At 47.7% G+C, this 24,565-nt stretch carries 23 protein-coding genes and 1 pseudogene; 21 read left to right on the top strand and 3 right to left on the bottom strand.

The genetic code is table 11. The features are described from left to right. Positions 1-15 precede the first annotated feature (15 nt). The 14 genes from recR to tsaD all read left to right on the top strand — a co-directional run bounded on the left by recR (position 16) and on the right by tsaD (position 12,759). Positions 16-615 (top strand): recombination mediator RecR, encoded by a 600-nt coding sequence (gene recR / locus V7Z60_RS02315; RefSeq protein WP_334115965.1) that lies wholly within the window; start codon positions 16-18, stop codon positions 613-615. 16 nt (positions 616-631) lie between these two features. After that, a complete protein-coding gene (locus tag V7Z60_RS02310) occupies positions 632-871 on the top strand; it encodes a YaaL family protein (protein ID WP_334115963.1) in 240 nt (79 codons plus the stop codon). Positions 872-960: 89 nt separating this feature from the next. Further along, entirely contained in the window at positions 961-1,593 is a 633-nt protein-coding gene (tmk, locus tag V7Z60_RS02305) for a dTMP kinase (RefSeq protein ID WP_334115979.1), read from the top strand. 32 nt (positions 1,594-1,625) lie between these two features. After that, entirely contained in the window at positions 1,626-1,955 is a 330-nt protein-coding gene (locus V7Z60_RS02300; RefSeq protein ID WP_334115961.1) for a cyclic-di-AMP receptor, read from the top strand. A gap of 2 nt (positions 1,956-1,957) precedes the next feature. Then, on the top strand, positions 1,958-2,950 hold the full coding sequence (gene holB / locus V7Z60_RS02295) for a DNA polymerase III subunit delta' (RefSeq protein WP_334115959.1): 993 nt from the start codon (positions 1,958-1,960) through the stop codon (positions 2,948-2,950). Between the two features lie 17 nt (positions 2,951-2,967). Next, the gene (locus tag V7Z60_RS02290; protein ID WP_334115957.1) at positions 2,968-3,321 is read left to right on the top strand and encodes a DNA replication initiation control protein YabA; all 354 of its coding nucleotides are present in this window, start codon (positions 2,968-2,970) and stop codon (positions 3,319-3,321) included. Beyond that, the gene (rsmI, locus tag V7Z60_RS02285; RefSeq protein ID WP_334115955.1) at positions 3,321-4,205 is read left to right on the top strand and encodes a 16S rRNA (cytidine(1402)-2'-O)-methyltransferase; all 885 of its coding nucleotides are present in this window, start codon (positions 3,321-3,323) and stop codon (positions 4,203-4,205) included. Before V7Z60_RS02290 ends, rsmI begins: the two co-directional genes overlap by 1 nt. Before the next feature lie 11 nt (positions 4,206-4,216). Next, entirely contained in the window at positions 4,217-4,981 is a 765-nt protein-coding gene (locus tag V7Z60_RS02280) for an acyl-[acyl-carrier-protein] thioesterase (RefSeq protein ID WP_334115953.1), read from the top strand. Positions 4,982-5,253: 272 nt separating this feature from the next. Further along, complete coding sequence (gene acnA / locus V7Z60_RS02275; RefSeq protein WP_334115951.1) at positions 5,254-7,857, top strand: aconitate hydratase AcnA; 2,604 nt, start codon at positions 5,254-5,256, stop codon at positions 7,855-7,857. A 40-nt stretch (positions 7,858-7,897) separates the two neighbouring features. After that, a complete protein-coding gene (locus V7Z60_RS02270) occupies positions 7,898-8,989 on the top strand; it encodes a citrate/2-methylcitrate synthase (RefSeq protein ID WP_334115949.1) in 1,092 nt (363 codons plus the stop codon). A gap of 14 nt (positions 8,990-9,003) precedes the next feature. After that, entirely contained in the window at positions 9,004-10,254 is a 1,251-nt protein-coding gene (gene icd, locus V7Z60_RS02265; protein WP_334115948.1) for an NADP-dependent isocitrate dehydrogenase, read from the top strand. Positions 10,255-10,432: 178 nt separating this feature from the next. Beyond that, positions 10,433-11,158 (top strand): tRNA (adenosine(37)-N6)-threonylcarbamoyltransferase complex dimerization subunit type 1 TsaB, encoded by a 726-nt coding sequence (gene tsaB, locus V7Z60_RS02260; RefSeq protein ID WP_334115946.1) that lies wholly within the window; start codon positions 10,433-10,435, stop codon positions 11,156-11,158. Beyond that, positions 11,142-11,732, top strand: coding sequence for a ribosomal protein S18-alanine N-acetyltransferase (gene rimI, locus V7Z60_RS02255; protein WP_334115944.1), 591 nt, complete (start codon positions 11,142-11,144; stop codon positions 11,730-11,732). The genes tsaB and rimI overlap by 17 nt, the downstream gene beginning before the upstream one ends. Beyond that, positions 11,725-12,759 (top strand): tRNA (adenosine(37)-N6)-threonylcarbamoyltransferase complex transferase subunit TsaD, encoded by a 1,035-nt coding sequence (gene tsaD, locus V7Z60_RS02250; protein ID WP_334115942.1) that lies wholly within the window; start codon positions 11,725-11,727, stop codon positions 12,757-12,759. The genes rimI and tsaD overlap by 8 nt, the downstream gene beginning before the upstream one ends. A gap of 168 nt (positions 12,760-12,927) precedes the next feature. On the opposite strand, the gene V7Z60_RS02245 is transcribed toward tsaD, so the two are convergent. After that, the gene (locus tag V7Z60_RS02245) at positions 12,928-14,880 is read right to left on the bottom strand and encodes an ABC-F family ATP-binding cassette domain-containing protein (protein WP_334115940.1); all 1,953 of its coding nucleotides are present in this window, start codon (positions 14,878-14,880) and stop codon (positions 12,928-12,930) included. A gap of 182 nt (positions 14,881-15,062) precedes the next feature. On the opposite strand from V7Z60_RS02245, the gene V7Z60_RS02240 reads away from it, so the two are divergent. Continuing rightward, a complete protein-coding gene (locus V7Z60_RS02240) occupies positions 15,063-15,698 on the top strand; it encodes a redox-sensing transcriptional repressor Rex (RefSeq protein WP_334115938.1) in 636 nt (211 codons plus the stop codon). A 35-nt stretch (positions 15,699-15,733) separates the two neighbouring features. Here V7Z60_RS02240 and V7Z60_RS02235 read toward each other — a convergent pair whose 3' ends face one another. After that, positions 15,734-16,372, bottom strand: coding sequence for a CPBP family intramembrane glutamic endopeptidase (locus V7Z60_RS02235; protein WP_334115936.1), 639 nt, complete (start codon positions 16,370-16,372; stop codon positions 15,734-15,736). 265 nt (positions 16,373-16,637) lie between these two features. On the opposite strand from V7Z60_RS02235, the gene groES reads away from it, so the two are divergent. The 4 genes from groES to V7Z60_RS02215 all read left to right on the top strand — a co-directional run bounded on the left by groES (position 16,638) and on the right by V7Z60_RS02215 (position 22,027). After that, positions 16,638-16,922, top strand: coding sequence for a co-chaperone GroES (groES, locus tag V7Z60_RS02230; protein WP_334115935.1), 285 nt, complete (start codon positions 16,638-16,640; stop codon positions 16,920-16,922). A gap of 48 nt (positions 16,923-16,970) precedes the next feature. Next, on the top strand, positions 16,971-18,584 hold the full coding sequence (gene groL, locus V7Z60_RS02225; protein WP_334115933.1) for a chaperonin GroEL: 1,614 nt from the start codon (positions 16,971-16,973) through the stop codon (positions 18,582-18,584). A 270-nt stretch (positions 18,585-18,854) separates the two neighbouring features. Further along, a complete protein-coding gene (locus V7Z60_RS02220; RefSeq protein ID WP_334115931.1) occupies positions 18,855-20,684 on the top strand; it encodes an APC family permease in 1,830 nt (609 codons plus the stop codon). A 242-nt stretch (positions 20,685-20,926) separates the two neighbouring features. Beyond that, positions 20,927-22,027, top strand: a complete 1,101-nt coding sequence (locus V7Z60_RS02215) for a glycosyltransferase family 4 protein (RefSeq protein ID WP_334115930.1) — start codon at positions 20,927-20,929, stop codon at positions 22,025-22,027. A gap of 74 nt (positions 22,028-22,101) precedes the next feature. Here the strand turns inward: V7Z60_RS02215 and V7Z60_RS02210 are convergent, their stop codons facing one another. Next, positions 22,102-22,734: a YigZ family protein gene (locus tag V7Z60_RS02210; protein ID WP_334115927.1), complete on the bottom strand. Its 633-nt coding sequence runs from the start codon at positions 22,732-22,734 to the stop codon at positions 22,102-22,104. Between the two features lie 65 nt (positions 22,735-22,799). Here V7Z60_RS02210 and V7Z60_RS02205 point away from each other — a divergent pair, with 65 nt between their 5' ends. Together V7Z60_RS02205 and V7Z60_RS02200 are read left to right on the top strand one after the other, a co-directional pair. After that, positions 22,800-24,143: a DEAD/DEAH box helicase gene (locus V7Z60_RS02205; protein WP_334115926.1), complete on the top strand. Its 1,344-nt coding sequence runs from the start codon at positions 22,800-22,802 to the stop codon at positions 24,141-24,143. 158 nt (positions 24,144-24,301) lie between these two features. Beyond that, a pseudogene (locus V7Z60_RS02200) lies at positions 24,302-24,565 on the top strand (ComF family protein); the annotation flags it as partial.

Genomic DNA, 24,565 nt, shown 5'->3' with positions numbered 1-24,565 from the left:
GGGGACTTGGATCAGATGCAATATCCTGAACCGATTGCCAAGCTGATCGACAGCTACATGCGTCTTCCCGGAATCGGTGAGAAGACCGCGGTCCGCCTGGCATTCTTTACGATCGACATGGACGAAGAGGACGTTTCAGAATTTTCGAAGGCTTTGGTTTCGGCTAAGCGCGATCTTCATTACTGCAGTCTGTGCGGCAACATTACCGAAAGCGATCCGTGTGTGATCTGCGCTGACAAATCACGCGACCGGCAGCAGGTAATCGTCGTCGAACAGGTAAAGGACGTGATGGCTTTTGAAAAACTGCGCGATTATCACGGGCTTTACCACGTCTTGCACGGAGTTCTTTCTCCGAGTGAAGGAATCGGGCCTGAAGACATCAACGTCAAGGGACTGATTCGAAGGCTGCAGGCCAATCCTGAAATCAAGGAAGTCATTCTGGCAACGAATGCCACCCCTGAAGGAGAGGCAACGGCAATGTACATCTCCCGATTGATCAAGCCTGCCGGAATCAGAACAACCCGGCTTGCGCATGGTCTGGCAGTCGGAAGCGATATCGAATATGCGGATGAAATGACGCTTTTCAAGGCGGTCGAAGGGCGTCAGGAAATCTGAGACAGAGGTGATTTTCATGTTTGGAAGAAAGCGGCATGTTCTTCGCAGCACATATGACGAATTCCTGCTGGATGCAATCGATGATGCAAAAATGATCTGGGATCATGCTCGTCAGACTGAAGCGGCCGTCTATGATGCCGATGAGGAATTGACGGCCGAAACGGAACTTGCGCGTGCAAAATATGAATTTTTGTATCGTGAAGCCAAGTTAAGAAAAGTTCACGGACACATGCAGTCCTCAGTATTTGGCAAATAAGGCAGTCAGGAGAAATCCTGGCTTTTTTATTTTGGGCAAATACAGTAAAATAGTATTTAAAGAGAAATGAGGTCAGGAAATTGAGTGGAATGTTTATCACGTTCGAAGGGACGGACGGTTCCGGAAAGACGAGTGTAATCAAGGCGATGGTCAGAGAACTGGAGGAAAAGGGCAGAAACGGCTGTGTTCTGACAAGAGAACCGGGAGGAAACAGAATCTCTGAAGCAATCAGAAACGTCATCCTGGATGAGCGCTTTACCGAAATGGACGAGCGGACGGAAGCCCTGCTTTATGCAGCGGCCAGAAGACAGCACATCGTCGAAACGATCAATCCGGCACTTTCAGCCGGAAAGCTGGTTTTATGCGATCGATTTGTCGACAGCTCGATTGTTTATCAAGGTGCAGGGCGTTCTGTCGGAACTGACGAGATAGCTGAGATGAATCGTTTCGCAACGGACGGATTGACTCCGGACTTGACGATTTTTCTGGATATTGATCCGGAGCTTGGACTTGAAAGAATCAGGAAAAACAGACAGGACGAGGTAAACCGCCTGGATCACGAAAAGATGTCATTTTATCAAACGGTTCATGATGCATATCTGAAACTGGCAGCCGGAGATTCAAGGCGGATCGTCACAGTAGATGCCTCCCGACCGCTTGAAGAGGTGATTCTTGAAGTTAAGGGAATTTTGAAAAAGCATGCACCGGAATTTTTTGCCTGACGCAGGTTTTTGGAAAAACAGGGGGAATATTTATGAAACTAGTCGTTACAATCGTTCAAGATAAGGACAGCAACCGTTTAAGCAATGCTTTCATCGAGTCAGACATCAGGGCAACCAAGCTTTCGTCGACAGGCGGATTCCTGCGTTCCGGAAATACGACTTTTCTGATCGGAATCGAGGATGATCGTGTGGAAGAAGTTCTCGGAATCATCAGGGACGTTTCAAAAAAGCGCTCGGAATACGTTACGCCTTCTGTAAATGTCGACAGTCCGATTGAAGCAACGAACACGTATCCGATTGAAGTCGAAGTCGGCGGAGCCACCGTGTTTGTCCTGCCTGTTGAGCAGTTTCTGCATTTTTAATCATGGAACAGAAGATTATGGAACTGCAGCCCCGTCTGACTGAGCATTTCATGAAACTGACTGAAGCAGGGAAACTGTCGCATGCATATTTGTTTGCAGGTCCAGCCGGTTCCGGCAAGGCTGAACTTGCGCTTTTTGTTGCGCAGGCCGTTTTCTGCACCGGCAGGAAGGACGGGATGCCTTGCGGAAAATGCAGCGAATGCAGGCGAATTGCCGATCACAGCTTTCCGGACGTCGTTGAGGTGGCTCCCGACGGTGCATCGATCAAGGTTGATCAGATTCGTTTCCTGAAAGCTGAGTTCAGCAAAAGCGGGGTTGAAGGAACAAGGAAGATATTCATCATCTCTGCTGCTGAAAAGATGACTGTGAGTGCTGCAAACAGTCTGTTGAAATTTTTGGAAGAGCCAAGCGGCGACGTATGTGCATTTTTGCTGACGGAAAATGCCAGCCTGATTTTGCCGACTGTCATTTCACGCTGTCAGGAATTTGAGCTTCAGTCACCTGGCTTTGACGAACTGATGGAACGCCTGGAGCATGAAGGAATTTCAAGGGACAGGGCCAGCCTGTTGCTGGGTGTGACCGGCAGCCTGAATCTTGCACTCGAGTTGTCAGGAGACGATGAGTTTGCAGCAATGTCGGCTGATGTCTGGGAGTGGTTCAGACTTATCATGACAAATGATTTACGGGCTTTCGTCAACGTGACGACGCATTTGAAACAGTATTTCAGCGACAGGTCAGAGCAGGACATGCTGCTTGACCTGGTTGTTCTGCTGGTTCGAGACGTCATGCTGCTCAAATTTGAAGATAACGGGAGGACGTCATTTGCAATGCACCGTGATGAGTTGCGTGCATTTTCCGAGAAAATCAGCGCACAAAGGGCATGCAGGGCGACGGAACTTGTTCTGGACTCAAAAAAACTGCAGGCAGTCAACGTTTCTTTCCAAAACATCCTTGAAACGTTGACGCTGAAACTTGTAAGTTGTTATCATGAGTAGTAGATGAAGGTGATATTTTGAAGAAACGTGAACTTTTTGACAGTTTTGAGCAGATGGAAAAACTATCGCAGCAGATGCAGAGAACGATTGCGAGCGTCAGGGAAGAGATGGACCGGATCGTTGAACAGAATGCAGAGCTTGCGATTGAAAACAGTCATTTGCGTGCGAGACTTCAGGAACTTGAAGAAAGAAACAACAGGCAAAGGGGCAAGACGACGAAGAACGGCCTGTCCAAGTCGCGTCAGAATCTTGAAAAGCTTTATGAAGAAGGTTTTCACGTCTGCAACGTGGACAACATGTACGGATCGCGGCGCGTTAATGATGAACCGTGCGTCTTTTGTCAAGACGTGATTTATGGAGAGAGACACTGATGAGCATAGAGAAAATGAGCAGTTTTTCCGGCGTGCATGAAACGGGGACGCTCTACCTTGTTCCGACGCCTATCGGCAATTTGGGCGATATGACGGAACGGGCAGTCAGAACCCTGAAGGAAGTCGATTTGATTTGTGCTGAGGACACTCGCAATACTCAGAAACTATTGAATCACTTTGAAATCGATACGCCGCAGATAAGCTTTCATGAGCACAACACGAAAGAAAGGATTCCGCAGCTGATTGAAAAGCTTCGGGCAGGAAGGAACCTGGCACAGGTAAGCGATGCCGGAATGCCCTCAATCAGTGATCCCGGGCACGAGCTTGTGGTTGCCTGCATCGAAAACAGGATTCCCGTTGCTCCGCTTCCGGGACCGAATGCGGCTTTGACGGCACTGATTGCTTCCGGGCTTTTGCCGCAGCCGTTTTTGTTTTATGGCTTTTTGCCAAGAAGAAACAAGGAACAAAGAGAAGAGCTTGAAAAGCTGAACAGTCAGACGGTCACGCTGATTTTCTACGAGGCTCCGCATCGATTGAAGAAAACGGTTCAGGCAATGGCTGACGTCTTTGGACCCGACAGACGCGTCGTCCTGTGTCGCGAATTGACCAAGCGATATGAGGAATTCCTGCGCGGAACCCTTCTTGATGCCCTGGAATTTGCGGAAGAAGATGAGGTTCGCGGCGAATTCGTCCTGATTGTTGAGGGCAATTCTCATGTCGAAACGCTTGAAGCAGACGGTTTGAGCGAAACAACGATTGAAGAGTCGGTCAATGCCTTGATCGAATCAGGAAAAAAGCCGAATGATGCCATTAAGGAAGTGGCCAGAAGGCGCAAAATGAAAAAGCAGGAAGTTTACAATATTTTTCATCACCTTGATGATTAGGAGGGATTGTTTTGGAAAGCAAGGGATTCAGCGAAAAACACCGCGTTACCTACTATGAAACCGATATGAACGGAACCGTCGGGTTAGGACGTCTGGTTGACTTGATGATGCTTTCATGTAATGACCAAAGCGATGCCGTTGGCCTTTCAAGCGAAAAAGTCAATCAGATGGGCCTGGGTTGGATTGTTACGCAAAACATGATTGACATCAAGAGACTTCCTCGAAGAAACGAAACAATCTACATTACGACTCATGCCAAAAGCTATAACCGCTATTTCTGCTATCGTGACTTCTGGATTCACGACATCAGAAAACAGGAACTGGCACATATGCATACGGTGTTTGCCCTGATGGATCAAAATGAGCGCAAAATTGTCAGGATTCCGGAAAATCTGATTGAACCATATCATTCAGAATATACGACCAAGATTGAGAGACTGCCGCTTCCAAAGGAACTTGAGCGAATCGACCGCCAAAAGGAATATGAGGTTCGCTTCTGGGACATTGACATCAATCAGCACGTCAATAACGTTCATTATTTTGAATGGATGCTCGATGCGCTTGATCTTGATTTTTTGACCAAATACCAGCCCACAGGCATGAACATCGAGTATAAAAAAGAGATTCGCTACGGTCAAAAAGCCATCAGTCAGGCACAGATAACCATGACAGGCGTTGAAACCGTCACGACCTTTCATGAAATCAAGGTTAATGATGAACTTTCCTGTCGAGCAGTTTGCGATTGGAAACTGCGCAAAGAAGAATGGATAATGTAGAGTGCACGGATATGCTCCGCTGAATTTGAGTTTCAGCGGAGCTTTTTTGCATCGGATGGCTTTTGACGGAACGGTGACCGGACATGTTGTACCTACAAATATAACAAAACGGTTAGAAATCATGTGGGATAAGTGATTTTAGCCAATACCCAAAACACTTGTGCTGACATGGGATGTTAGAAAAAAGCACATCACGCGACAGGTGTAATTAGCATTTTCATTAAAACTGTGTTAGAATGAATTAATAAAGTTTAAAGGGGTCGGTGGATGCTATGGTAGATGGAAAGTATCGCAAGGAACTAACCGTTGACGGAAGAAAATATTCATACTGCGACTTTGCAGAATTTCTTGAAGACAAAGGTCAGCGGATTGAGGAAATGCCGTATACAATCAGAATCTTGCTGGAACTCGCCTTAAGAAAAAGCGCTGAAAAGCCATATCTTAAGAGATATCTGGAAGACTTTATCGATTGGGACGAAAAACATGATCATGACGTCGTTTTTAAACCTGAACGCGTTGTCCTGCAGGATTTGACAGGTGTCCCGGCAATGGTCGACCTGGCTTCGATGCGTGATGAAATGAAACGTCGCGGCGGAGACGTCGAAACAATCAATCCTGACGTTGACGTTCACATGGTCGTTGATCATTCCGTCCAAGTTGACAGTGCCGGTAATGATGAGGCGTTTGACTTCAACGTCAAGCGCGAATTTGAAAGAAACAACGAACGCTATACGTTCCTTAAGTGGGCACAGAACAGTTTTGACAATTTCAAGATCATTCCGCCCGATACGGGGATTATTCATCAGGTCAATCTGGAATATCTTTCTCCGGTCATTAATCAAAGAAACGGAGTGCTGTTCCCTGATACGCTGGTCGGAACAGATTCTCATACGACGATGATCAACGGACTCGGCGTTTTAGGCTGGGGCGTCGGTGGAATTGAAGCTGAAGCAGGAATGCTTGGTCAGGAATCGTATTTTCCTCTTCCAAAAGTCGTCGGAGTCAAGCTGACGGGCAAAAAGCGTCCGGGGGTAACGGCAACCGATTTGGCACTGACGCTGACCAATCTGCTTCGCAAGCACAACGTTGTCGGCAAGTTCGTCGAATATTACGGAGACGGTTTGAAGAATCTGCCGCTGGCCGATCGTGCGACGATCGCAAACATGGCGCCTGAATACGGGGCAACATGCGGCTACTTTCCGATTGACGACCAGACAATCGAATATCTGAGGCTGACGGATCGTCCTCAGGAAACGATCAGAATCGTTGTGGCGTATGCTGAAAGAAATCATCTGCGCTATCAGGAACAGGAAGATTCGCAGCGTCATTATTCAGAATATGTCGAACTTGACCTTTCGACGGTCAGGAGCAGCGTTGCCGGCCCGAGCCGCCCGCAGGACCTGGTAACGCTTGACAAGCTGCCGGATAATTTCAGGTATTATGACGATGATCTGCCCGAAAATCTTGATTTTGACATGGAAAACGAGCATTTCAGTCTGCGTCCGGGGGCTCTGGGCCTTGCTGCCATCACGAGCTGCACGAACACATCCAATCCGGAAGTTCTGATTTGTGCCGGCTTGCTTGCCAAAAGAGCAGTAGAACGCGGATTAAAGGTTCCGGCATACGTCAAGACGTCGCTTTCTCCCGGCTCCCGCGTAGTAACCGAATATCTGAAGGCTTCCGGACTGCAGCCTTACCTGGACAGACTGGGTTTCAACCTGACGGGATATGGCTGCATGACATGCATAGGCAATTCCGGCCGCTTGAAGGAAGAAGTCGCGGTTGCCGTGGAAAAGACAGGGTATCCGCTTGCTGCGGTTGAAAGCGGAAATCGTAATTTCGAAGGTCGCGTCAATCCGCTTATCAAGGACACTTATCTTGCTTCTCCTCCAATGGTCGTGGCCTACGCTCTCGCCGGGACGCTTGACATCGATTTGGAACATCAGCCGCTGGGCAGGGATTCCGACGGAAAAGACGTCTACTTGAGAGAAATCTGGCCTGAACCTGAAGAAATCACGGACTGCATCCATAATTACGTTAAGCCTGAACTCTTTTCCGAAAATTACAACGGCATCTTCAGGCAAAACGAGGTATGGAACAGGCTTGTCCCGCCGGCTGGCGAAACCTATGAATGGGATGAAGCATCCACTTATCTTGCCTCTGCACCGTTTTTTGATGACAAGGGCGGACAAGGTCATCTGACCGGACTGCGAGTCCTGGCCAAATTGGGGGACACCATCACGACCGACCACATCTCGCCTGCCGGCTTCATCGGCCCGGACACTCCTGCCGGAAGGTATTTGAAGGAGCACGGCGTTTCGGTGCGTGATTTCAATTCCTACGGTTCGCGTCGCGGCAATCATGAGGTGATGGTGCGCGGAACGCTTGCCAATATTCGTCTGAAAAACAAGCTGGCAAAGGGAAAGAGCGGCGGTTTCACGTATGACTGGCTCGATGAAAAGGACACGACGATTTACGAGGCTGCGATGAACTATCGCAAACACGGAATCGGATCAGTCGTTTTGGCAGGAAAGGACTACGGAATGGGATCGTCGCGCGACTGGGCCGCTAAAGGCGTCAAACTTCTGGGAGTCAAGGCCGTCATCGCAGAAAGCTTTGAACGGATTCATCGGTCGAATCTTGTCATGATGGGAGTCTTGCCATTGCAGTATCTTGCGGGAGAAAACGCAGACAGCCTGGGGCTTGACGGTTCGGAGACGTTTGAAATCAGACTTGAGGACAAAACGGCTCATGTAACTGCCAGAAACGGGGATCATCAAATCGAATTCGAGGCAAAGGTAAGATTTGATGCTCCGATTGACGAAGAATACTATAAAACTGGCGGAATTTTGCAGTACGTTTTAGAGGACAAATAACTCATTTTTGAGAACTGCATTTGCATTAAGGAGGTTTTTTATGGATTTGCCAAGAGGATTGGCTGGGGTCGTTATCGATCAGACCAGCATCAGTTCAACGAAAAATGCCAGACTGACATACAGTGGCTACCCGATTGAAGAAATTTGTCAGGCATCCTTTGAAGAGGTCGTCTACTTATTGTGGTACGGACGCCTGCCAAACAGAGAGGAACTGCAGAAGTTCCGCAAGCTGCTTGTCCGCAAGATGGTTTTGCCGGCAGAAACCGTTCGGCTTTTGCTGTATATTGCCCGTGAACCGCAGCATCCGATGAGCATCCTGCGCACGACGACTTCACTTCTTGGGACTACGAACGACGTGGAGCACGATGAGCCGCCCCGCATCCTGGCGAAGATGCTGACGGTCATTGCGGCAATCGTCAGAATCAGAAACAACGAGCCGTTGATTGACGTTGATGAGAAGATGGGCGTCGTTGAAAACTTCCTGTACATGCTGACCGGCGAAAGGCCGGATGAGGAATTGGCCAGGATGTTTTCAACCGTCATGATTCTTCAGGCCGATCATGAATTCAATGCATCGACTTTCACTGCCAGGGTCGTGGCTTCGACTTTTTCAGATTACTATTCATGTCTGACTGCCGCTGTCTGCGCATTGAAGGGACCGCTTCACGGCGGGGCGAACGAACGTGTTTTTGAAATGCTTGAAAAGATTTACGATCATGACATGGATCCGATTGATTACGTAAAAGATGCGTTCAAGCGCGGACGAAAGGTGATGGGTTTCGGTCACAGAATCTACAAGCACGGAGATCCGCGGGCGAAGATTTTGCGCCCGATTGCGGAAAAAATGGCCAAAAGGACCGGCAACACGTATTTCTTTGAAGTTCAAACCGAAATTGCCGACTATATGCTGAAGGAAAAAGGGCTTTATCCTAACGTTGATTACTATACTGCCTTGATTTATCATTGCGTCGGCCTGAAGAAGGATGTCTTCACGACAATCTTTGCGGCCTGCAGAACTGCCGGCTGGCTGGCGCACGTAATGGAACAGCGTCGCGAAAAGACTTTGATTCGTCCGTGTTCGGAATATGTCGGACCTGACGAACGACACTATCTTCCGGATGTCAATGATTAGCGAGGGGTATTTTTATGAGTGAAAAGATTACGATGACAGACGGGAAGCTGACCGTTCCTGACAATCCGCAGATTCCGTTTATTTCAGGCGACGGAATCGGACCTGAAATCTGGGCTGCTGCAAGAGAAGTCTTTGATGCGGCCGTCAAAAAGGCATATGCGGGGCAAAAAGCCGTTGACTGGATTCCGCTTCTGGCCGGGCAGACTGCATTTGACAAAACTGGACAATGGCTTCCGGACGAAACGCTTGAAGCGCTCAGGGAAAACCTTGTTGCAATCAAGGGACCGCTGACGACGCCCGTTGGCAAGGGCCATCGCTCGATTAACGTGACGCTTCGCCAGAAGCTTGACCTTTATGCATGTTTCAGACCGGTTAAATACTATGAAGGGACGCCGTCTCCGGTCAGAGAACCTGAAAAGGTCGACATTGCAATTTTTCGTGAGAACACGGAAGACATCTATGCGGGAATTGACTTTGCGGAGGGCAGCAACGGAGCTGAAAAATTGAAGGCGCTGCTTGAAGAAGAAGGCCAGTTGGAAAAGGTCCGCTTTCCGAAGACCTCTTCCTTTGCAATCAAGCCGATCTCAAAGGAAGGAAGCGTGCGGTTGGTCAAAGCGGCAGTCGATTATGCGCTCGGTCACGGAAGAAGGAACGTGGCGCTCGTTCATAAGGGAAACATCATGAAGAAAACGGAAGGCTCGTTCAAGCAGTGGGGCTATGAGGCTTGTTCTGCTTACGGCAATGAAGTGTTCACGCAGCCTGAATACGATGAGGTCTTCAGGACTTGCGGCAGGGAATCTGCCGAACAGAAGAAGGCCGAAGCCAAGGTTTTCGTAAGCGACGTTATTTGCGACAATTTCTTTCAGCAGACGCTGCTTTATCCGGATAAGTTCGATGTTGCCGCAACCATGAATCTTAACGGCGATTACATTTCGGATGCGTTGGCGGCTCAAGTCGGAGGAATCGGCATTGCTCCCGGAGCAAACATTAATTATCAGACGGGGCGGGCCGTTTTTGAGGCAACGCACGGAACCGCACCGCAGTTTGCCGGACAGGACAAGCTCAATCCAACGTCGATTATTCTGTCGGGCGCAATGATGTTTGATTACCTTGGGTGGACAAAAGTTTCAGAATTGATTGAAAATGCAGTTGCAGAGGCGATTTCAAAAAAGCATGTCACGATTGATTTTGCCGAAAAGATGGACGGGGCAACGACGCTGAAGACAAGCGAATTTGGACATTATGTCGCTGAGATTTTGAAATAGTTTTGAAACGGCAAAAAAGAATCGGGTTTGTCCCGATTCTTTTTTTGTTGCAAATTTTGAACACAAGGAAGATTAGAAGCCATTTTCTGAATCCTTATCAGATTTTTCACTTCAAAAGCAGTCTGTTTATGTTAAGATATCATATGGAAGATTATACAGACAAAAAGGACGATAGTTAATGAAAATTCTAGCGATTGATACTTCCAATCAGCCGTTGAGCGTGGCCGTTCTGGAAGATGGCAACTTGCTCAGTCAGGCGACCTGTACGAAAACGAGAAATCACAGCGTGAAGCTGCTGCCGCTGATTGAAAGGCTGATGAAGGATGCAGGACTCAGGCCCTGCGAGCTCGATCGAATCGTGGTGGCAAAAGGTCCCGGTTCCTATACGGGTCTGAGAATCGGCGTTGCAACCGCCAAGACCCTGGCGTACACGCTGGACAAGGAACTGGCAGGCGTATCCAGTCTTGAAGTTCTGGCCGCTGCATTTCCAGAGACGGAAAAAAGCGTTTTGGTCCCGATGTTTGACGCAAGGCGCGGCAACGTTTTTGCCGGAGCTTACCGCTATGATGAAGAGGGCCATTTGCAGACGGTTATGCCAGACCGGCATATTGCGGTTGCTGACCTGTGTGAGAAATTTGCTTCACAAAGCGTGATTTTTGTCGGCAGGGATGCGCAGTCTTATTCTGATTTGATTAATGAAAAATGCAGGAACGGCAGCATTTCATCCTTTGGCTTCAATTATCCCCGGGCAGACATTCTGGGGATGCTTGGCGAAAGGGAAAAATGCGTCGACGTCAACGATTTTGTTCCGAGCTATTTGCGAATGACCCAGGCTGAGGCTCAGTGGCTTGAAAAACATCCGGAGGGGAAAGATGAGCATGACTCCTATGTTGAAAAAATTTAAAACCGGCTTTAACCACCTGTTCGGCAGTAAGGATGACGGTCAGTTGGAATTTAAATGCAGGAACGTCAAGGTCAAGGGATATGAATATCTCTTCGTGCGCGCGGTCGTTCCGGATATTCCCGAAATTCTGGATATCGAACGTGCAGTCTATAAGGGACAGACTCCCTGGAATTTTGAAAACTTCGAAGCTCAGATCAGGGAGCAGGAAAGAACGCTGTATCTGGTAGTCCGTCACAACGATGAGATGGTCGGATTTGCGGGATGCGACATGAAATATGCAAAGCATGAAGCACATATCACGAATATTGCCGTTCTGCCTCCTTATCAAAACCTGGGACTGGGGCAGATGCTGATCAGGACTTTGATTGACGAAGCGGACAAGAGGGGCCTCAGGAAAGTCAGCCTTGAAGTCAGACAAAGCAACGTTAATGCCCATGAGGCATACCGTTTTGCGGGATTTGTCGATCGGATCGTGAAAAAAGACTACTATACTGACAATCCGGCAGAAGATGCCATCGAAATGGTTTACAGCATCAATGCCAACAAGAGAAAGGAACGAATGACGAATGGCTGAGGACAGGAATCTCATTTTGGCCTTTGAATCAAGTTGTGATGAAACAAGCGTGGCCGTGATTGAAAACGGAAATAGAATTCTTTCAAACATCGTTGCAACACAAATTAAAAGCCACAAGCGTTTCGGGGGCGTTGTTCCGGAAGTGGCGAGCCGCCATCATATTGAACAGATTACGTACTGCATCGATGACGCATTGTGTGAAGCAAACATCGGCTATGATGACCTGGATGCGGTCGCCGTCACTTACGGACCTGGTCTGGTCGGTTCGCTGCTCGTCGGCGTGACTGCTGCCAAAACGGTTGCATACGCTCATGATCTGCCGCTTGTTCCGGTCAATCACATGGCAGGCCACATTTATGCCGCAAGATTTGCAGGAGAGCTGCATTTTCCGGCATTGGCGCTGCTTGTTTCAGGAGGACATACTGAGCTGGTCTATTTAAGCGGGCCTTATGATTTCAAGATTATCGGCGAAACAAGAGATGATGCCTGCGGTGAAGCCTATGATAAGGTCGGACGCGTTCTCGGCCTGACATATCCGGCCGGAAAGCAGATTGATGAAATGGCTCACAAGGGTCAGGACACGTTCCATTTTCCGCGTGCAATGGAAAAGGAGGACAATTTCGACTTCAGTTTCAGCGGTTTGAAGAGCGCATTCATCAATACAGTTCATCATGCCGATCAAATAGGAGAAAAACTTGATGAAAACGATCTTGCAGCCAGTTTTCAGCAAAGCGTCATCGACGTTTTGGCGGAGAAGACGGTTAGATGCCTGAAGGAATTTCCTGTAAGACAACTTATTCTTGCCGGAGGAGTTGCAGCCAATCAAGGCTTGAGAAAGCGACTTGACGAAGAGCTTCGGGCATTTGACGGCGTTGAACTGATCAAGGCACCGCTCAGACTTTGCGGCGACAATGCGGCAATGATCGGAGCCGCCGGGTATGAAGCATATCGGGCAGGAATCAGAGGGGGACTGGATCTCAATGCGGATCCAAGCCTGGAATTTGAGTGGATCAGTGAAATGTCATAGATGATTTGAAAACAACAGAAAACCGGGGAGGGATTTCCGTTTTCCTCTTGAATTAAATGAAATGCCGGACAATGCAGTCGATTTGACTGACGTTGTCCGGCATTTTCCTGATTTTGATGCATGTAAACTGCTCTTTTTGATAAATGCAGTGCTGCTCAGCCAATCTGATCAGGCCAGGAATTCTTCCAGCTCCATGCTTGCCTGTTCCCAGTTTTCTTCTGCTTCATCGAGTTTTTCGGAAATTTCCTGCAGCTTTGCCTGAAGTTCGCTCATTTTCTCCAAGTCGTTATAATTTTCCGGTGCGGCCATCTGATTTTCCAGGTCGTTTTTCTGAGCGTCAAGCCTTTCGACGAGTTGTTCTAATTCCTCAACGCTGCGTCTTAGTCTGCGTTCCTGTTTTTGACGTTCCTTGCCCTGCTGATAGTTGACTTTTCCGTTTGAGACTTCCTTTGGAGAATTTTCAACCGGTTCTTCAGCTGCTGATCTGGCAGCGGCAATTTCCTCCTGCTCTGCTTTTTTTTCAAGATAATAGTCATAGTCGCCGAGATAAAGCGTTGAACCCTGCGGAGCAATTTCGAGGACGCAGGTTGCCACCTTGTTGATGAAATAGCGGTCATGGGAAACGAACAGAACGGTTCCGTCAAAGTCCCTGACGGCATTTTCAAGGACTTCCTTGCTGTCGATGTCAAGGTGATTGGTCGGTTCGTCAAGTATCAGGAAATTATCATGCTTCATGGCAAGCTTGGTTAAAAGCAGACGGGCCTTTTCGCCGCCGGACAGGTTGTGAACGACTTTGGAAACATCATCGCCGATAAAGAGAAAACTGCCGAGTATCGAGCGAATGTCTTTTTCCGGCGTTGTCGGATGGTCATCCCAAAGCTCGTTTAAAACGGTTTTCCTGTCATGCAGATTATGCTGTTCCTGATCGTAGTATCCGACCTTGACGTTCGTGCCGAATTCAGAGCTGCCCTTGATAAACGGAATTTGCCCTAAGACGCTTTTCAAAAGCGTTGATTTTCCGATTCCGTTCGGACCGACGATGGCCATGACCTGATTTTTACGCAGATCGATATTGATTGGCGAAGAAATGATGCGGCCGTCATAGCCGATTGCGGCATCCTTGACGGTTAAAACGATGTTTCCGCTTTGCGAGTCGGCCGTGAATTTGAAATGAGGTCCCTTTTCGTCTCCTTCAGGACGCTCGAGCCGGTCCATTTTTTCAAGCTGTTTTCTGCGACTTTGCGCACGCTTGGTGGTTGAGGCACGAACCAGGTTTTTGTTTACGAAATCTTCCAGTTTGGAAATTTCGACCTGCTGCTTTTCGTAATTCTTCCATTCCTGACGCAGTCGTTCGGCCTTTTGATCGATATATGCCGAATAGTTTCCCTTGTAGTAGCTGCTGTGATGATGGCTGATTTCATAGACTTCGTTTACGATTCGGTCAAGGAAGTAGCGGTCATGCGAAACGATGAGCAGTGCGCCCTTGTAGTTTTGAACGTATCCTTCAAGCCAGGTTAAAGTGTCGATGTCAAGGTGGTTCGTAGGTTCGTCCAGAATAAGCAGGTCACGTTGTTCCAAAAGCAGTTTGGCCAGGGCAAGCCGCGTTTTCTGACCGCCGGAAAGAGATGAGATCTTGCGGTCATAGTCTTCCTGTTCAAAATGAAAGCCGTGGAGCACCGAACGGATTTCTGCTTCATATCCGTATCCGTTTTGTTCTTCAAAGTCATGAAGCAGCTGATCGTACTGGTTCAAAAGCTGCGAATATGCGGCAGATGAATGATCTGTACCGGGATCGGCAATTTCTGCCTCCATTTCGTGCAGATTTCTTTCCATAATCTGAAGTCTTTCGAAGACGCCGAGCATTTCAGCGTAAATCGTCTTGTCTGATTCAAGCCCTGTATTCTGCGCGAGATATCCGATTGTCAGGCCTTTTTTCCTTGTTATCTGGCCCGCGTCTGGCGGCTCGTTTCCGATAATCATCTTGAGCAGCGTCGATTTGCCGACTCCGTTGCGACCGACGAGCGCAATCCGTGAGTTGTCCGAAACGTCCAGACTGACGTTTTCGAACAAGGTATCTGCCCCAAAATAGCGGGCAACTTGTTGAACTTGTAATAGTATCATTTGGTTCACCTTTTCATTGATTGTGGAAATTATTCACAAACATTTTATGTAAGCGTTTAGAAGAGCTTTATATCAATTTCGTTTTTCATCAAAGTTTGTGAATTAAGTAACTTTTTTGTTTTAATGTTTGAATTTGTATGCTAAAATTTACAGGTAAGCATGACAGACAGGGGGACTATCCTATGACATCGCAAAATATTCCCAAGGCCACGGCCAAACGTTTGCCGATTTATTATCGCTATCTGAATATGTTGTCCGATGCCGGCAAGAAGCGCGTCAGCTCAAATGAACTGGCTGAGGCTGTCAAAGTTGATTCTGCAACGATCCGCCGGGACTTTTCGTATTTCGGAGCACTTGGAAAACGTGGCTATGGCTATGATGTCGAGAATCTTTTGGAATTTTTCAAAAAGACGCTCAACCAGGACAAGCTGACAAACGTTGCCTTGATCGGTGTCGGCAATCTTGGTCATGCGTTGCTCAACTTCAATTTTCATAAAAGCAACAACGTGAGAATCAACGCTGCATTTGACATCAACGAAGAAATTACCGGAACGATTCAAAGCGGCGTGCCGATTTATCCGATGGAGGACATGAAGGAGCAGCTCAGGATTCAGCAGATTGAAATCGTGATTCTGACGGTTCCTGCCAATGTTGCTCAGGGAGTTACGGACGATCTGGTTGAAGTGGGGGTCAAGGGAATTTTGAACTTTACGCCGCTCAGAATATCCGTGCCCGAGTCCGTGCTGGTCCAAAACGTCGATCTCACGAATGAGCTTCAAACCTTGATTTACTTCCTTGATTTGGAGAAGCAGTCTTAGGAACTCGGCCGGAAAGGATTTCTTTCCGGCTTTTTCTATAGACTGATGAGCATGACCGTCAGATTCATCAGCATGTGCACGATCATGCCGGTTCTGATTTTGCCGCTTCTTTCATAAACATAGCACAGGATAAGTCCGATTGCCGCATAGACGATGAAGTGTCCGTCGCCGTGGCACATTGAAAATACAGTGCTTGAAATCAGCGCGCAGGCTAATTTGGGGAGCACGCTTGAAAAGTTGCCGAAGAAGAATTTCCTGAAGACGAGTTCTTCGGTAATCGGAGCTGCAATTACCGGACACAGGAAGTAGTACGGATACCGATGAATGATCTCAATGAACATGTTGGTGTTTTCGGATCCGGACGGCTGATGCAGAATGCTGACCTCAAATGAGGTAAGCAGCAGCTGCGCAGCGAGCGTTGCGACAAGGCCAAGACCGATCAGAATTGCTTCATGTGAAGCTTGAGTGCATTTTCCGGGCGAATCAACGGGGTTTTCAAACGGGAATTTCCTGTTAAGAAGAAGCATCGCCAAGGCGCCAAGCAGCCAGACGAGCGTGCAGATCAGGTAGGCGGGTCCGTTGTGGAAATAACGCGGAATCATGACCTGACAAATCATGATGAGAAGGTAGGCGCCTGTCAGTGCAAGACCGTTGGCTGAATTTTGTCTGTTCAAGAGAAGAGCCTTCTTTCCTTTCGATTTTGAGCTTTTACCATTATAGCACATAAGAGCCTGAAGTGGCCTTTACCAAACCTTAACAACTTTTTTGACCCATTGAAAAGTGCGGAGTGATGCGGTTTTAGAACATATTTTTAGCACTCTTTACCTGAGAGTGATAAAAAATGCTTGCAATTAATTCTGAAAGTGGTTATAGTAGGAATTGTAATTAGTTAGCACTTAAACGTTGAGAGTGCTAAAAAAGACTTTGGAGGGATATAACGTGCTTAAACCATTAGGAGATCGTGTCATTTTAGAGGTTCAAAAAGAAGAGGAACAGACCGTTGGCGGAATCGTTCTTGCAGGCAATGCAAAGGAAAAGCCGCAAACGGGCAGAGTATTGGCCGTTGGTGCAGGACGTGTCCTTGATAACGGTGAAAAGGTCGTTCCTTCTGTCAAGGAAGGAGATACGGTCGTATTTGACAAGTATGCCGGAACAGAAGTGAGCTATGAAGGCGAAAAGTACCTGGTAGTTCGCGAAAACGACATCGTTGCAGTTGTTGAATGACGACGGTTTTATTCATAATTCAAGAATTTTCATGAGGTGAAATTAATAATGGCAAAGGAAATCAAGTTTTCAGAAGATGCTCGTTCAAAGATGCTTGCAGGCGTTGACAAGCTTGCAGATACTGTCAAGTCGACAATCGGTCCCAAGGGCCGCAACGTTGTCCTGGAGCAGTCATACGGTGCTCCGACAATCACGAATGACGGCGTGACGATTGCCAAGGCAATTGAATTGGAAGACCATTTTGAAAACATGGGTGCAAAGCTTGTTGCTGAAGTTGCTTCAAAGACAAACGACATCGCAGGCGACGGAACGACGACGGCAACGGTTCTGACTCAGGCAATCGTAAATGAAGGCATGAAGAACGTCACTGCAGGTGCAAATCCTGTCGGCATTCGTCGCGGGATTGAGCTTGCAACGAAAACTGCCGTTGATGCGTTGAAGAAGATGTCTCACAAGGTTGAGTCAAAGAGCGACATTGCCCAGATTGCATCCATCTCTTCTGCAAATGAAGAAACAGGCAAGCTTATCGCCGATGCAATGGAAAAGGTCGGAAATGACGGCGTAATCACGATTGAAGAATCAAAGGGCATTGACACTTCGCTTGACGTTGTTGAAGGAATGCAGTTCGACCGCGGCTACTTGTCACAGTACATGGTAACCGATAATGACAAGATGGAGGCAGATCTTGACAATCCTTACATTTTGGTAACGGACAAGAAGATTTCAAACATTCAGGAAATCCTGCCGCTTCTTCAGTCAATCGTTGAACAAGGCCGTCCTTTGCTGATCATCGCAGACGACGTTGACGGCGAAGCATTGCCAACGCTTGTCCTGAACAAGATTCGCGGCACGTTCAACGTTGTTGCTGTCAAGGCTCCCGGATTTGGCGACCGTCGCAAGGCAATGTTGCAGGATATCGCCATTTTGACGGGCGCAACGGTAATCACTGACGATCTTGGCTTGCAGCTCAAGGATGCAACAATCAGCCAGCTTGGTACCGCAGGCCGCGTCACAGTTACAAAGGAGAACACGACTGTTGTCGAGGGTTCGGGTGACAAGGCACAGATTAAGGAACGCGTGGATCAGCTTAGAAAGCAGATTGCCGAAACGACTTCCGATTTCGATCGTGAAAAGCTTCAGGAACGTCTGGCAAAACTTGCCGGCGGCGTTGCAGTCATCAAGGTCGGTGCTGCAACCGAAACGGAATTGAAGGAACGCAAGTACCGCATTGAGGATGCCTTGAACGCTACGCGCGCAGCCGTTGAAGAAGGATTCGTTCCTGGTGGCGGCACGGCATTGGTAAACGTTATCGGTGCTGTTGCAGATTTGAAGGAAAGCGGCGACGTTCAAACGGGTATCAATATCGTCAAGCGCGCGTTGGAAGAACCTGTTCGTCAAATTGCCGAAAATGCAGGTCTGGAAGGCTCCGTAATCGTTGAAAAACTTAAGGAACAGGAACCGGGAATCGGTTATAATGCAGCAACCGATGAATGGGTTGACATGGTTAAGGAAGGCATCGTCGATCCAACCAAGGTAACTCGTTCCGCATTGCAAAATGCAGCTTCCGTATCAGCTTTGCTGCTGACGACTGAAGCAGTCGTTGCTGACAAGCCGGAGCCAAAGGAAGCCGCTCCGCAAATGCCACAAGGCGGCATGATGTAAAAAGTCATAAATCCGGCAGTAATCCCGAGGACCGAGTTGTACGGTTCCCGGGATTATTTGTTTACGTTTGCAAGCTTCTTGAATTAATTTGTAAAAGGCTATATAATAAATCGTATTTACAACACTTGAATCAATGCATAAGTTGGGTGTGCATTAATTTAAACAATGGTGTAGAATGTATGAATACGGCGCAGTTAATACATTGATAATTTGCAGCTTACGGATTTGAGGTATTTCGGAAGTTGTTTTTTACAAAGGAGAAAAATCGCTATGTATCGTTATTTAAAAAGGCTGTTAATCGGGGAACCATTGAAAACAGCTGATGAGGGCGGTCAGTCATTGACCAAGTTCAAGGCCTTGGCTTTATTGTCGTCTGATGCTTTATCTTCAGTTGCATATGGTACTGAGCAGATCACAACTGCACTGCTGGTGCTTTCTGCTGCAGCTACCTGGTATGCCCTGCCGGCGGCCGGAATCGTGCTCGTCTTGCTTTTTGCAATCACGATGTCATATCGTCAGATCATCAATGCGTATCCCTCGGGTGGCGGCGCATACGTTGTTGCGACCAAGAATTGGGGAACCGGTGCAGGGCTTGTTGCCGGCGGTTCTCTTCTGGTCGATTACATGCTGACGGTCGCTGTTTCCGTTACGTCCGGGACTGAAGCAATCACGTCCGCGATTCCTGCGCTCAGCAATCACAGCATCGCGATCTCGGTCATTATCGTTTTGTTCATCATGACGCTTAATCTGCGCGGAATGCGTGAATCTGCTTCATTCTTAACTGTTCCCGTCTACTTCTTCGTTGTGATGATCGTCGCAATGATCGGTTGGGGACTGTTCAATATTGCAACCGGCAGAATTGAATACTCTGCCTGTGCTCATGTGGGGCAAGCAGTTCCCGGAATGACGATGATTTTGTTTTTAAAGGCTTTTTCGGCCGGTTCATCGTCATTGACCGGCGTCGAAGCCATCAGCAATGCCGTGCCTAATTTTAAAGAGCCCAAACGCAGGAATGCCGCCAATACTTTGGCAATCATGGCCGTCATTTTGGGCATTTTCTTTGGCGGCATCACATTTTTGAGCTATTACCTTGGAATTTTGCCGAACGGCAAGCAAACGGTGCTTTCTCAAATCGGGATTGCCGTGTTCGGTCATGGCGTATTCTTCTACCTTTTGCAGCTTTCGACCGCAATGATTCTGGCTGTTGCTGCAAATACCGGTTTTTCGGCATTTCCGATTCTGGCGTATAATCTTGCGAAAGATAAATTCATGCCACACATGTTTATGGACAAGGGCGATCGCTTAGGTTACTCAAACGGGATTATTTCGCTTGCTGTCGGTGCGATTGTCCTGATCTTCATTTTCCATGGACAGACAAACCTGCTGATTCCGCTTTATGCGGTTGGTGTGTTCGTGCCGTTTACCTTGTCGCAATCGGGAATGATCATTCACTGGTACCGCGAACGAGGCCGGCATTGGATCCTGAATTCGTTCTTCAACCTGCTGGGTGCCTTGATTTCCCTTGCGCTTGTTGTCTTCCTGTTCTTCCTGCACTTCAGCAACGTCTGGCCGTATCTTGTGATTATGCCTTTGCTTTTGTTTGCATTCTACAAGATTCATGCTCACTATGTTGCGGTTGCAACGCAGCTGCGTCTGAGCGAGGAGCAGCAATTGCACGACTATAGCGGTTCGACCGTAATCGTGCTTGTCAGTTCGGTAACGCACGTCACTACGGGAGCCATCAACTATGCGCGTTCAATCAGCGAAAACGTCATTGCGATGCACGTTTCATTTGATACCAATCCTAAAAAGGAGCATGAGACGGCAAATGAATTCAAGATGGCATTTCCTGACGTGCGATTTGTCGATCTGCACTCGTCTTACCGCTCAGTTGTTACTCCGGTTCTCAGATTCTGTGACGTCATTGCCAAGGATTCGGTCAATCGAAATTACTCCGTGACAGTGCTTGTGCCGCAGTTTGTTCCTAAAAAACCATGGCAGAACATTCTGCACAACCAGACGAGTTTCAGATTGCGTCAGGCACTTGGTTCCAGGGAAAACATCATCGTGTCAACGTACAGCTATCATTTGAAGAAGTAGTTTTGAAACGTTTTTCAAGTCATGAAGACGTCGTTTGAAATCCGAGATTTTCTCGGATTTTTATTTTTTAGCGTCATTTTTGCGGATGATGGCGTCAGTTTCATGATTTGGGGCCTTGTCTTTTATTTGTTTTACTCTTATGGTAAAATGTATTCTGTACCTGTAGGCTTTCATGCCCGCAGATTTGTTGTGCGGAATCGGCCGTGTTTGCGCACAGTGAACTAACAGAAAGAGGACGGCATATGTATAAGATACTTGCATCAATGGCTGCGACGTTTTTGCTGTCGCTTGCCTTGACTCCTTTGATTCGAGGACTTGCGCTGAAAATCGGCGCAGTGGACAACCCGAATGCAAGACGCGTTAACAAAGTGCCAATGCCGACAATGGGCGGACTGGCGATTTTCATCGCATTTAATATCGCAAACTTCGCATTGCTCAGGAATCAATATCCAAGCAATCAGATTTGGCCGTTGTTTGCTGCAGAAGTTGTGATTATCCTGACTGGAATTATTGACGATATTTATGAATTGAAACCTAGACAAAAAATGTTCGGAATCCTGCTTGCGTCCCTGGTCGTGTATTTTGCAGCGGGAATCAGGATGACGACGCTGACGATACCGTTTGTGGGAACCGTTCAGCTTGGCTGGCTGAGCCTGCCGATTACGCTGCTTTGGATTGCCGCCATCACGAATGCCGTGAACCTGATCGACGGACTCGACGGCCTGGCTTGCGGCGTGGCGATGATTGCCCTGACGACCAGTGCCGTGACGGGGTATTTCTTCTTAAACGTTACGAATACTTTTGTTTCAATCATGATGTTTACAATGGTAGCGGCACTCGCCGGGTTCTTGCCGTATAATTTTCACCCGGCGAAAATTTACCTCGGCGATACGGGTTCACTGTTCATTGGATTCATGATTTCGGTTTTTTCGCTTTATGGTTTGAAAAATGCAACGTTCATCACGATCATCATTCCCGTGATCATTCTGGGCGTTCCGATTACCGATACGGTGTATGCCATTTTGCGGCGCAAGCTGAATAATCGTCCGATTTCACAGGCTGACAAGCACCATCTGCACCATCGGCTGATGCAAATGGGTCTGAGTCATACGCAGACGGTCCTTGTCATCTACGGAATCGCACTGATTTTTTCATGCATTTCGCTGCTGTATTCATTTTCAAATCTGTGGGGATCGCTGCTTTTGACGGTGGCGACCTTGTTCGGGCTTGAAATCTTCGTTGAGGTTATCGGACTTGTAGGCGATACGAGGCAGCCGTTGCTGAATTTTATAAGAAATCTGGTTTTGAAACTCTCCGGTTCTGATTCAAGGAAAAACAAGTAGCTTCTCAGTCGAGGAGCTTTTTTTGTGCATAAAAGCCAGTATTAAAAAAAGAGCTGGGATTTCCCGGCTCTTTTTCAGACTGCGACTTCATTGAAAACATCTGCGCCTGTTTCAAACAGGCAGTTTCCGGCAAGCAGGTCCATGACTCTTTGCTTGAAATCATCAAGCTTGTCGGAATCGACACAGACAACGGCCTGAATCTTATCGGTGTAGATCGTATCAAGCAGGGCGATTTCATCGTTTGTCAGGAAATTCTGCAGCTTGCCCCAAAGCGGATATTCAATCGTTACAGTGACTTTTGTCTGAACGACTCGCTTGACGATGCCGACGGCTTCGATTGCCTGGGCACATGAACTGCTGTAGGCTCTGATCAGGCCGCCTGCTCCCAGTTTGATTCCGCCGAAATAACGAATGACGACTGCCAGAACGTCATGAATCTTATTTGCTTTCAGGACTTCAAGGATGGGAACGCCTGCAGTTCCCTGCGGTTCACCGTTGTCCGACTCGCGCTGAATCTGATCTTGATCGCCGGTCATGTAAGCGAAACAGACGTGGGTGGCCTTTTTATGCAGGGAACGTTGTCTTGCAAGGATTTCCCGGGCCTGTTCCTCGTTTTCTATTCTGAAAATACAGCAGATGAACTGTGATTTTCTGATGGTTTGCTCAATTGAGCCGTCTTCTTTGATAGTCAGGTAGGGTTGATTCATTTTTTTGTCCTTTCAAAAAAATTTGGATGATTTTTGCGTATTTATATATCAGGGGGATGAGTTTGATGATTAATGTTGAAATGTTTTATGGACGCCAGACAACGGCAATTTCCTGCCGGACGGATGAAGAGAAACTCAACGGACTGCCTTGTCTGGAAAAACGTCCGGCTGTCAAAATCGATGGGAAACGTCTTTTTTGCCAACGGTGTGGCAAAAAGACCCCTCTAAGGGAAGTTCTGCTGCCAAACGGTGATTTCTATTGCCCCCATTGCATCATGCTCGGCAGAATGTCGACTTCTACTACATTATACAGCATCAGGGAACCAAACGCCTTTCCAAAATATGGACCGGGTGTCTTGAGCTGGCACGGAAAGCTGTCGAATCAGCAGAAAACGGCATCTGATGCCTTGCTGAAGGCAGCATCCCTGCCTGGTGACCATTTGCTTTGGGCGGTTACCGGTGCCGGCAAGACGGAGATGACTTTTGCAACGTTGCAGGATGCTTTGATCAAGGGCAGGCGTATCTGTTTTGCCGCACCGAGAATTGACGTGATCAATGAGCTTTTTCCAAGATTGAAAGCGGCTTTTGCAACGGTCGACATCGTCTGTCTTCATAGTCGTTCAGATTCAAAATACCGATATACGCCGTTCGTATTGTGTACGACGCATCAGCTGATGAGATTCTATCACGCATTTGACTTGATGATTATTGATGAAGTTGATTCCTTCCCGTTTCTCGGTAACGAATCACTTGAATATGCAGCTGGAAATGCGTTGAAGGCAGGTGGAACCCGACTTTTTCTGACGGCAACGCCTGATGAAAAACTGCAAGTGAAGATAAAAAAGAAGGAAGTCGACGTGATTTACCTGCCGGTTCGATTTCATCAGAATCCGCTTCCCGTTCCCCAAGTCGTCTGTTGTTTTCGATTAAGGGAAAAGCTTTTTTCTGAAGAAATTCCCGGTGCAGTCAAAAAATCCTTGACGGAATTTGAGGATGAAGGATATCCTTTTTTGGTTTTCGTGCCGACAATCGATTTGTTGGAAAAGGTTCATGAAAGCCTTCGGAAAGTTTTGCCTGAGAGTTGTTCAGGAACAACGGTTCATGCAGGGGATCCGGAAAGAATCGAGAAGGTTCAGGCCATGCGTGACGGGAGATGCCAGTACCTGGTGACGACGACGATCCTGGAACGCGGCGTGACTTTTCCAAAGCTGAATGTTCTGGTTCTTTGTGCAGACTCATCGGAATTCAATCTGCCTGCGCTTGTTCAGATTGCCGGACGTGCCGGAAGAAGCAGCGAAAGGCCGGACGGACACGTGAGATTTTTCTGCGATAATTATACCAGACGGATTAAAGGCTCGATTGAACAGATCAGGAGGATGAATCGAAAGGCAAGGCGATATTTTAAGTGAACGAATGCCTGTTATGCGGAAGAAAACTGAAACAGGACATGACCTTTGACTTTTTGTTTTCTTTCAGACCGTTGGCGCGACCGGTTGCTTGCGAAAACTGTCTGCAAAAGTTCGAAAGAATTGATTTCAAGACCTCATGTCCCGGTTGCGGCAGACAAATGACCAGAAAAACAATCTGCGAAGATTGCAGGGGATGGGAAAAGGCAGGGTGCAGGCTGATTTTGAATCAAGCCCTCTATAAATATGATGAAGCCATGAAAGCCTACGTTACAAGATACAAGTTTATGGGGGATTACCGATATCGCTTGATTTTTGCGGATGAGTTCCAAAAGAAAGCTGCTGAATTTCAAAAACAAGGATATACAATCGTTCCGATTCCCAGCCATGTGCTCACGTCGCGCTCCTCGTCCATCCACGAGAGG

Origin of the sequence: Ligilactobacillus sp. (assembly GCF_036846325.1) — a bacterium.
Taxonomy (GTDB): domain Bacteria; phylum Bacillota; class Bacilli; order Lactobacillales; family Lactobacillaceae; genus Ligilactobacillus.
The sequence above is the reverse complement of the archived record's forward strand: the minus strand, read 5'-3'. Positions and strand labels throughout refer to the sequence as shown.

Coding starts and splice junctions, on each gene's coding strand:
- rimI (WP_334115944.1), top strand. CDS start 11,142: ATGTTGAAAAAATTTAAAACCGGCTTTAACCACCTGTTCGGCAGTAAG.
- tsaB (WP_334115946.1), top strand. CDS start 10,433: ATGAAAATTCTAGCGATTGATACTTCCAATCAGCCGTTGAGCGTGGCC.
- V7Z60_RS02310 (WP_334115963.1), top strand. CDS start 632: ATGTTTGGAAGAAAGCGGCATGTTCTTCGCAGCACATATGACGAATTC.
- V7Z60_RS02240 (WP_334115938.1), top strand. CDS start 15,063: ATGACATCGCAAAATATTCCCAAGGCCACGGCCAAACGTTTGCCGATT.
- V7Z60_RS02300 (WP_334115961.1), top strand. CDS start 1,626: ATGAAACTAGTCGTTACAATCGTTCAAGATAAGGACAGCAACCGTTTA.
- V7Z60_RS02215 (WP_334115930.1), top strand. CDS start 20,927: ATGTATAAGATACTTGCATCAATGGCTGCGACGTTTTTGCTGTCGCTT.
- tsaD (WP_334115942.1), top strand. CDS start 11,725: ATGGCTGAGGACAGGAATCTCATTTTGGCCTTTGAATCAAGTTGTGAT.
- acnA (WP_334115951.1), top strand. CDS start 5,254: ATGGTAGATGGAAAGTATCGCAAGGAACTAACCGTTGACGGAAGAAAA.
- V7Z60_RS02220 (WP_334115931.1), top strand. CDS start 18,855: ATGTATCGTTATTTAAAAAGGCTGTTAATCGGGGAACCATTGAAAACA.
- icd (WP_334115948.1), top strand. CDS start 9,004: ATGAGTGAAAAGATTACGATGACAGACGGGAAGCTGACCGTTCCTGAC.
- V7Z60_RS02205 (WP_334115926.1), top strand. CDS start 22,800: ATGATTAATGTTGAAATGTTTTATGGACGCCAGACAACGGCAATTTCC.
- V7Z60_RS02270 (WP_334115949.1), top strand. CDS start 7,898: ATGGATTTGCCAAGAGGATTGGCTGGGGTCGTTATCGATCAGACCAGC.
- tmk (WP_334115979.1), top strand. CDS start 961: ATGTTTATCACGTTCGAAGGGACGGACGGTTCCGGAAAGACGAGTGTA.
- holB (WP_334115959.1), top strand. CDS start 1,958: ATGGAACAGAAGATTATGGAACTGCAGCCCCGTCTGACTGAGCATTTC.
- V7Z60_RS02245 (WP_334115940.1), bottom strand. CDS start 14,880: ATGATACTATTACAAGTTCAACAAGTTGCCCGCTATTTTGGGGCAGAT.
- groL (WP_334115933.1), top strand. CDS start 16,971: ATGGCAAAGGAAATCAAGTTTTCAGAAGATGCTCGTTCAAAGATGCTT.
- recR (WP_334115965.1), top strand. CDS start 16: ATGCAATATCCTGAACCGATTGCCAAGCTGATCGACAGCTACATGCGT.
- V7Z60_RS02210 (WP_334115927.1), bottom strand. CDS start 22,734: ATGAATCAACCCTACCTGACTATCAAAGAAGACGGCTCAATTGAGCAA.
- rsmI (WP_334115955.1), top strand. CDS start 3,321: ATGAGCATAGAGAAAATGAGCAGTTTTTCCGGCGTGCATGAAACGGGG.